The sequence below is a fragment of the Streptomyces sp. NPDC028635 genome, assembly GCF_040637635.1.
In the GTDB taxonomy this organism is placed as follows: domain Bacteria; phylum Actinomycetota; class Actinomycetes; order Streptomycetales; family Streptomycetaceae; genus Streptomyces.
Genome location: NZ_JBEZWX010000061.1, coordinates 22,610 through 30,536 on the forward strand (window position 1 = coordinate 22,610; position 7,927 = coordinate 30,536).

The 7,927-nt window shown below is 72.9% G+C and carries 7 protein-coding genes; 3 read left to right on the forward strand and 4 right to left on the reverse strand.

What is annotated here, in order from left to right:
• Positions 1 to 81: 81 nt before the first annotated feature.
• The 4 genes from infB to rimP all read right to left on the reverse strand — a co-directional run bounded on the left by infB (position 82) and on the right by rimP (position 5,208).
• On the reverse strand, positions 82 to 3,144 hold the full coding sequence (gene infB, locus AB0E88_RS34180; RefSeq protein WP_361638707.1) for a translation initiation factor IF-2: 3,063 nt from the start codon (positions 3,142 to 3,144) through the stop codon (positions 82 to 84).
• A 148-nt stretch (positions 3,145 to 3,292) separates the two neighbouring features.
• On the reverse strand, positions 3,293 to 3,589 hold the full coding sequence (locus tag AB0E88_RS34185) for a YlxR family protein (protein WP_361638709.1): 297 nt from the start codon (positions 3,587 to 3,589) through the stop codon (positions 3,293 to 3,295).
• A gap of 102 nt (positions 3,590 to 3,691) precedes the next feature.
• Complete coding sequence (gene nusA / locus AB0E88_RS34190; protein WP_361638711.1) at positions 3,692 to 4,702, reverse strand: transcription termination factor NusA; 1,011 nt, start codon at positions 4,700 to 4,702, stop codon at positions 3,692 to 3,694.
• Between the two features lie 2 nt (positions 4,703 to 4,704).
• Positions 4,705 to 5,208 carry a ribosome maturation factor RimP gene (gene rimP, locus AB0E88_RS34195; protein ID WP_361638713.1) on the reverse strand — a complete coding sequence of 168 codons (504 nt, stop codon included), beginning with the start codon at positions 5,206 to 5,208 and terminating at the stop codon, positions 4,705 to 4,707.
• Between the two features lie 478 nt (positions 5,209 to 5,686).
• Between rimP and AB0E88_RS34200 the strand changes: the two genes are divergently transcribed.
• From AB0E88_RS34200 to AB0E88_RS34210, 3 genes are read left to right on the forward strand one after another with little or no spacing between them, the layout of a single operon-like run.
• Positions 5,687 to 6,295, forward strand: coding sequence for a hypothetical protein (locus tag AB0E88_RS34200; RefSeq protein ID WP_361638715.1), 609 nt, complete (start codon positions 5,687 to 5,689; stop codon positions 6,293 to 6,295).
• The gene (locus tag AB0E88_RS34205) at positions 6,292 to 6,732 is read left to right on the forward strand and encodes a ferritin-like domain-containing protein (RefSeq protein ID WP_361638717.1); all 441 of its coding nucleotides are present in this window, start codon (positions 6,292 to 6,294) and stop codon (positions 6,730 to 6,732) included. Before AB0E88_RS34200 ends, AB0E88_RS34205 begins: the two co-directional genes overlap by 4 nt.
• Positions 6,733 to 6,777: 45 nt before the next feature.
• Positions 6,778 to 7,680, forward strand: a complete 903-nt coding sequence (locus tag AB0E88_RS34210; protein ID WP_361638719.1) for an aminoglycoside phosphotransferase family protein — start codon at positions 6,778 to 6,780, stop codon at positions 7,678 to 7,680.
• Positions 7,681 to 7,927: the final 247 nt, after the last annotated feature.

A 7,927-nucleotide genomic window follows, 5' to 3' on the forward strand; every position in this document is an offset into this window, starting at 1 on the left:
CGTGGACCGTGGGAACGGGCCGCAAACGGCGCACCGGCCGACGGGACACTCGGTCCCGTCGGCCGGCACGCACCGGGGGTGTCACACCCGCGGCTTCTCGCGCATCTCGTACGTCGCGATGACGTCGTCGACCTTGATGTCGTTGAAGTTTCCGAGGTTGATACCACCCTCGTAGCCTTCGCGGATCTCGGTGACGTCGTCCTTGAAGCGACGCAGACCCTCGATGTTGAGGTTCTCCGCGACCACCTTGCCGTCGCGGATGAGGCGGGCCTTGGTGTTGCGCTTGACCTCGCCGGAGCGGATGAGAACACCCGCGATGTTGCCCAGCTTGGACGACTTGAAGACCTCGCGGATCTCCGCCGTACCGAGCTCGACCTCTTCGTACTCCGGCTTGAGCATGCCCTTGAGGGCCGCCTCGATCTCCTCGATCGCCTGGTAGATGACCGAGTAGTACCGGACGTCCACGCCCTCGCGCTCGGCCATCTGCGCCGCGCGGCCGGCCGCGCGGACGTTGAAGCCGATCACGATGGCGTCGGAGCCCATCGCCAGGTCGATGTCGGACTCCGTGACCGCACCGACACCGCGGTGCAGGACGCGGATGTCGACCTCTTCGCCGACGTCCAGCTGGAGCAGGGAGGACTCGAGGGCCTCGACGGAACCAGACGCGTCACCCTTGATGATCAGGTTCAGCTGCTGGACCTCGCCGGCCTTGAGCACCTTGTCCAGGTCCTCGAGCGAGACACGGCGCGTGCGCTTGGCGAAGGCCGCGTTGCGCTCACGGGCGGCACGCTTCTCGGCGATCTGGCGGGCCGTACGGTCCTCCTCGACCACGAGGAAGTTGTCACCGGCACCCGGGACGTTGGTCAGGCCCAGGACCTGGACCGGCGTCGACGGACCGGCCTCGGCGACGTTGTTGCCGTTGTCGTCGAGCATGGCGCGCACGCGGCCGTAGGCGTCGCCCACCACCATCGTGTCGCCGACCCGCAGGGTGCCTCGCTGGACGAGGACCGTCGCCACGGCACCGCGGCCGCGGTCGAGGCGGGACTCGATCGAGATGCCCTGCGCGTCCTGGTTCGGGTTGGCCCGCAGGTCGAGCGAGGCGTCGGCGGTGAGGATGACGGCCTCGAGGAGGCTGTCGATGTGCAGACCCTGCTTGGCGGAGATGTCGACGAACATGGTGTCGCCGCCGTACTCCTCGGCCACCAGGCCGTACTCGGTCAGCTGACCGCGCACCTTGGTCGGGTCGGCACCCTCGACGTCGATCTTGTTGACCGCGACCACGATCGGCACGTCGGCCGCCTTGGCGTGGTTGAGCGCCTCGACCGTCTGCGGCATGACGCCGTCGTTGGCCGCGACGACCAGGATCGCGATGTCGGTCGACTTCGCACCACGGGCACGCATGGCGGTGAACGCCTCGTGACCCGGGGTGTCGATGAAGGTGATCTTGCGCTCTTCGTCGTTGACCTCGGTCGAGACCTGGTAGGCACCGATGTGCTGGGTGATGCCGCCGGCCTCGCCCGCGATGACGTTCGTCTTGCGGATGGCGTCGAGCAGTCGGGTCTTACCGTGGTCGACGTGACCCATGACGGTGACGACCGGCGGACGGACCACCAGGTCCTCGTCGTCGCCCTCGTCCTCGCCGAACTCGATGTCGAAGGACTCGAGCAGCTCGCGGTCCTCCTCCTCGGGGCTGACGATCTGAACCTCGTAGTTCATCTCGCCCGCGAGGAGCTGCAGCGTCTCGTCGGAGACGGACTGCGTGGCCGTGACCATCTCGCCGAGGTTCATCATGACCGCGACGAGCGACGCCGGGTTGGCGTTGATCTTCTCCGCGAAGTCGGTGAGCGACGCGCCGCGGGAGAGACGGATGGTCTCGCCGTTGCCGCGCGGCAGCATCACGCCGCCGACGCTCGGGGCCTGCATGGCCTCGTACTCCTGGCGCCTCTGCCGCTTCGACTTGCGACCGCGACGCGCGGGACCGCCGGGACGGCCGAAGGCGCCCTGCGTGCCACCACGGCCACCGGGACCGCCGGGACGGCCACCGAAGCCGGGACGGCCACCGCCGCCACCGGGACCGCCGGGACGACCGGCGAAGCCGCCGCCGCCACCGCCGCCGCCGGGACGACCGGCGAAGCCGCCGCCACCGCCGCCGCCACCGGGACGACCGGCGAAGCCGCCGCCGCCGGGACGACCGCCGCCGCCGGGCCGGCCGGCTCCGGCCGGTCCTCGGCCGCCGCCGGGGCCGCCGCCGGGACGCGGGCCGGCAGCGGGACGCTGCGGCATCATGCCGGGGTTGGGACGCGGACCGCCGGGACGCGGGCCGCCGGGGCCTGCGCCCTGCGGGCGAGGCATGCCGCCCGGGGTCGGACGGGCGCCGCCGGGAGCCTGCGGACGAGGACCGCCGCCCTGGCCGCCGGGGGCCTGCGGACGGGGACCGCCGCCGGGAGCACCGGGGCCGCCGGGACGCGGAGCACCCTGCGGGCGGGGAGCCTGCGGGCGCGCCATGCCGGCGTTGCCGCCGGAGGTGAAGGGGTTGTTGCCCGGACGGGGACCGGCCGGACGGGCGCCCGGACGCGGAGCGCCGGCACCGGGACGCGCGCCGCCCTGAGCGGCGGCGGGACGCTGGCCCTGCTGGCCCTGGCCGGGAGCACCGGGACGGGCACCGCCGGGCTTGGGGGCACCGGGACGCGCGCCGGGGCGCGGACCCTGGGCGGCCGGAGACTGCGGAGCGGCGGGAGCGGCCGGCGGAGCGGTGAACTCCGGGGCGGCCGGAGCCGGACGCGGCGCGGGCTTGGGGCCGGGCACCGGACGCGGGCCGGGGGCCGGCGCGGCAGGAGCCGGGGAAGCCGCGGGCTGCTCCGCCGCGGGCTTGGGGGCGGCCGGCGGCTTCGGGGCAGCCGGACGTGCCGCCTGCGCCGGGGACGGCGCGGGGGCGGGCTTGGGGGTGGCCTTCTTGGCGGCGGGCTTGCCGGACTTGCCGGAGCCACCACCCTGGAAGGCGTCGGTCAGCTTGCGTACCACAGGCGCTTCGATCGTCGAAGACGCCGAACGGACGAATTCACCGAGTTCCTGGAGCTTGGCCATGACGACCTTGCTCTCGACACCGAACTCCTTGGCGAGTTCGTATACCCGGACCTTAGCCACTTCGCTCCTTTGAGGTCCGGGTGATGCCGGACCGTCGCTAGTTCATGGGCGTACTCATCGCGTACTCATCGAGTGCTCATCGCAATCTCGACCTGCTTTCGACTCGCGAGGTACCTACACCGCACGGGGTGCCGTGCGGCACGTCTTCTTACCGTGTTGCCTGCTCGGCAACTGTTGCCTGCTCGACGTACTGGCGCAACGCCTTTGTGTCGAGCGCTCCCGGGGCGCGCAGTGCCCGCGTGAACGCCCGGCGGCGTACCGCCTGATCGAGACAGACCAGGGCGGGGTGCACATAGGCACCCCGGCCGGGCAGCGTACCGCGTGGATCAGGGACACACTCGTCCTTGATCGCCACGATGCGCAGCAGCTCCGTCTTGGCCGCTCGTTCCCGGCACCCCACACAGGTGCGTTCAGGGCATGCTCGGTCCCGTGTCCGGCCAGACACCCTTAAGTCTACCTCCCCGAACGCACCTCACCCCTTTGGGGCAGGATTCGAACAGTTGCCGTAGGCCAACCTGTCGTGATCTCAGCGACACGCGGCCGGTATTTATTCCTCGGAGGCCCGCTCGTCGGGCTGAGCGGCCTGCTCGGTGTCCGGCCGGATGTCGATCCGCCAGCCGGTGAGCCGGGCCGCGAGCCGGGCGTTCTGGCCTTCCTTGCCGATCGCCAGCGACAGCTGGTAGTCGGGGACGGTCACCCGGGCGGAACGGGTCGACATGTCGACGATCTCGACCTTCGACACCCGTGCGGGTGACAGCGCGTTCGCCACCATCTCGGCCGGGTCGTCCGACCAGTCGACGATGTCGATCTTCTCACCGTTCAGCTCGCCCATGACGTTGCGCACCCGGCCGCCCATGGGGCCGATGCAGGCGCCCTTGGCGTTCAGACCCGAGCGGGTGGAGCGGACGGCGATCTTGGTGCGGTGGCCGGCCTCACGGGCGATCGCGGCGATCTCGACGGACCCGTCGGCGATCTCCGGGACCTCCAGCGCGAACAGCTTCTTCACCAGGTTGGGGTGGGTGCGCGAGAGCGTGACGGACGGACCGCGCACACCCTTCGCCACCCGTACGACGTACGACCGCAGGCGCATGCCGTGCGGGTAGGTCTCGCCGGGGACCTGCTCCTGCACCGGAAGGATGGCCTCCAGCTTGCCGATGTCGACCAGCACGTTCTTCGGGTCGCGGCCCTGCTGGACCACGCCCGTGACGATGTCGCCCTCACGGCCGGCGTACTCGCCGAGCGTCGCGTCGTCCTCCGCGTCCCGAAGGCGCTGCAGGATCACCTGCTTGGCGGTGGTCGCGGCGATCCGGCCGAAGCCGGAGGGGGTGTCGTCGAACTCGCGGGGCTCCTGGCCCTCCTCGAGGTCGTCCGGGTCCTCCTTCGCCCACACGGTCACATGCCCGGTCTCCCGGTTGAGCTCCACGCGCGCGTGTCGGCGGCTTCCCTCGGTGCGGTGGTAGGCGATGAGGAGGGCCGCCTCGATCGCCTCGACCAGCAGGGGGAAGGAGATCTCCTTCTCCCGGACCAAGCCCCGCAGGGCACTCATGTCGATGTCCACGGCTACGCCTCCTCTGCGTTCTCGTTCTTGTCCTTGCGGCTGAATTCCACCTGCACGCGCGCCTTCTCGATCTCCGGGAAGGCGATGCGGCGGGTGGTTGCCTTGCGTCCCTTGACCCCGGGCACCTCGAGGTCGAGTCCTTCGTCGTCGACCCGCAGGATCCGCGCGAGCAGCTCGCCGCCCTCGGTCAGCTGGAACTTCGCCAGCCGGCCCGTGGCGCGCACGTAGTGCCGGTGCTCGGTGAGGAGGCGCTCCGCGCCCGGGGTGCCGACCTCGAGGGTGTACTCCCCCTCGCCCATCGCGTCGGTCTCGTCGAGCTTCGCCGAGAGCGCACGGCTCACATCGGCGATCTGGTCCAGGTCGGCTCCGGTGTCGGAATCCACGACCACGCGCAGCACACGCTTGCGTCCGACGGAGTCCACGGCGATCTCTTCCAGATCGAGGCCCTCGGAGGTGACGAGCGGTTCCAGCAGTTCCCGCAGCCTCTCGTGGTGGGTGGTGCTCATCCGGGTGACTCCTCGGCCGCGTGTGCTGTTGTGGGATGGGTCGCGTGTCAGGTCAAAGGGTATCCGGTCCCGGACGGTGATGCCGTCCACCTGTGCACGAGCGGTGCCGGTGCGTGGCCGGGGGTAGGCCGTGGCGGTGTCGGTGGGGGGTCGCGGGAGGTCGTGGCGGTGTCGGTGGGGGGTGCGGGTGGTCGTGGCGGTGCCGGTGGGGGTGCGGGTAGGTCGTGGCGGTGTCGGTGGGGGTCGCGGAAGGCCGTGGCGGTGTCGGTGGGTGGTCGATGGTGGTTGCGCGTGGTCTCCGGAGGGGGGCGGTGTCACGGTGGGTGGCCGGTTCCCCGTGCCCCCGCACGGAGGGGAGGGGGTGCCGATGGGTGGTCGGTGGTGCCGATGGGTGGTGGCGGAGGGGGGCGCGGGTACGGTGATCACGGGCCGTGTGCCCGCCGGTCCCGCTCGTACGAGTTCCCTGAGGACGACTGCCGTGCCGTTCCCTCCCCCGCGCCTGCCCTCGGGGCCGCGCCGAAGAACCCTCCTCGTCGCGTCCGCCACGGGCGCCCTGCTCGTCGCCGGCTGCTCCGGCGGCTCCGAAGACGCCGGGGGCACGAGCACTCCCTCACCGACCGAGCGCACACGCGCGCGTGCGGCGCGGGACAGCGCGGGACTGCTGGCGCGCTACGACGCCGTGCTCGCCGCCCATCCGCCGCTGGCTGCGCGGATCGGGCCGCTGCGGGCGGAGGTCGCACGGCATGTGGAGGCGTTCGGCGGTACGGCGCATGCGGGTACGGAGGGCCCGGCGGGGGCCTCCAGGGCGTCGGGGAGTCCGTCGGGGGTGCCTTCGGTGTCGGGGAGTGCGTCGGGGGCGCCTTCGGCGTCCGGGGGTCCTTCGGTGTCGGCGTCCGTGTCGCCCGTCGTTCCCGTCCCCGGCACCGAGAAGGAGGCGCTGGCGCAGCTGGCCGGTGCCGAGCGGGTGCTGGCCGATCGGCGGGCCTCCGAGCTGGCGGGCGTCGACGGTGAGCTGGCGCGGCTGCTGGCCTCCGTGGCGGCGGCCGGGGCGGCGCACGCGTTCCTGCTGACCGAGGGGGCCGCATGAGGGACACCGAGGTGATCCAGGCGCTGCAGGCGGCGCTGGCCGCCGAGCACGCCGCCGTGTACGGCTACGGCGTCGTCGGCGGCCGGATCGGCACCGCCCGGCGCGCGGAAGCCCGGGCGGCGTACGACGCGCACCGGGCGCGGCGTGACGCGCTGGTGCGCGAGGTCCGCGACCGGGGCGCGCGGCCGGTCGCCGCGGCGGCCGGGTACGCGCTGCCGTTCCCCGTGCCGGACGCGGCGGCGGCGGTACGGCTCGCCGCCGACCTGGAGGAACGTGTCGCCGGCGTGTACTCCGACCTGGTGCGGGCCAGTGCCGGGCAGCGGCGGCGGGACGCGGCCGGTGCGCTGCGGGAGGCGGCGGTCCGGGCGGTGCGGTGGCGCGGCGGGAGCGTAGCCTTCCCTGGGCTCGCCGAACGGGGCGGGACGCCCACGGCGTAGCGGACCCGTGCCGGAGGCGTAGCGGAAGGAAGGAGCGGCTCGCGTATGGCTTTCGAACCGCCGCGGCGTCTGGTGAGGGCGCTGGGTGAGACGGCACCGGGCGGTGACGAGTGGCTGGAAAGGCTGCCGGAGGCCGTGGCGCAGGCGGTCGCGCTACGCGGGTTGACCGTCGAGCGGGTGCAGGTGCCGGGCGGTCGCAGCAGCCTGGTGCTGCTCGTGCGGTGCGCGGACGGGACGCCCGCGGTGCTGAAGCTGGCGCCGCCGCGGGCTCGTCCCGAGGCGGAGCGGGCGGCGCTGGCCCACTGGGCCGGGCGCGGTGCCGTGCAGCTGCTCGATCCCTCGCCTGCCGTGCCCGGGGTGCTGTTGCTGGAGCGGTTGCATCCCGAGGTGTCGGTGCGGTCGTTGCCCGAGGCGCGGGCGTTGCTGGAGGCGGCGGGGACGTTGCGGCGGCTGTGGGTCGAGCCGCCCTCGGAGTACGCGTTCGAGACGGTGGCCGAGCGGACGGGACGGCAGGCCGAGGCGATGCGGGCGAGCGCCGAGCGGGATGCCGAGGTGGCACCGCTGGTGACGGAGGCGCTGGCCGCGCGGGACGCGTTGCTGGTGGCTCCGCCGGAGCGGCGGTTGCTGCACGGGACGTTCCGGCAGAGCAAGGTGCTGGCCGGGGACCGGATGCCGTGGCTTGCGGTGGGGCCGGATCCGGTGGTGGGCGAGTGCGCCTTCGATCTGGCGCGGTTGGTGCGGGACCGGGTGGAGGATCTGATCGCCTCGCCGTCGGGGGCGACGACCACGCGGCGGCGGGTGAAGCGGCTGGCGGAGTCGCTGGAGGTCGATCAGGAGCGGTTGCGGGGGTGGACGCTGTTTCGCGCGGTGGAGTCGGGGGTGCGGGCACTGCGCGTGGGGCGGCCCAAGGACGGGGAGTTGCTGCTGGAGTTCGCGGGGTGGCTGTAGCGGTGCCTGTGCCTGCGGCGCCGGGTGCGTTGTCGGCTGCGGGTGCGTTGTCGCCTTTGGGTGCGTTGTCGGCTGCCGGTTCGTTGTGGCTGGTCGCGCCGTTCCCCGCGCCCCCTTTTGTGCCTGCGGCGGCCCGTTGCGGTCCGGTGGGTGGTTGCGGTTTCGCCTGCGGTGCGTTGTGGGGCGGGGCCGGGGTGGGGGGTGTCCGTCCTCGGTCCGGCCGGCCGTCACTCGATACGGCGCCCAC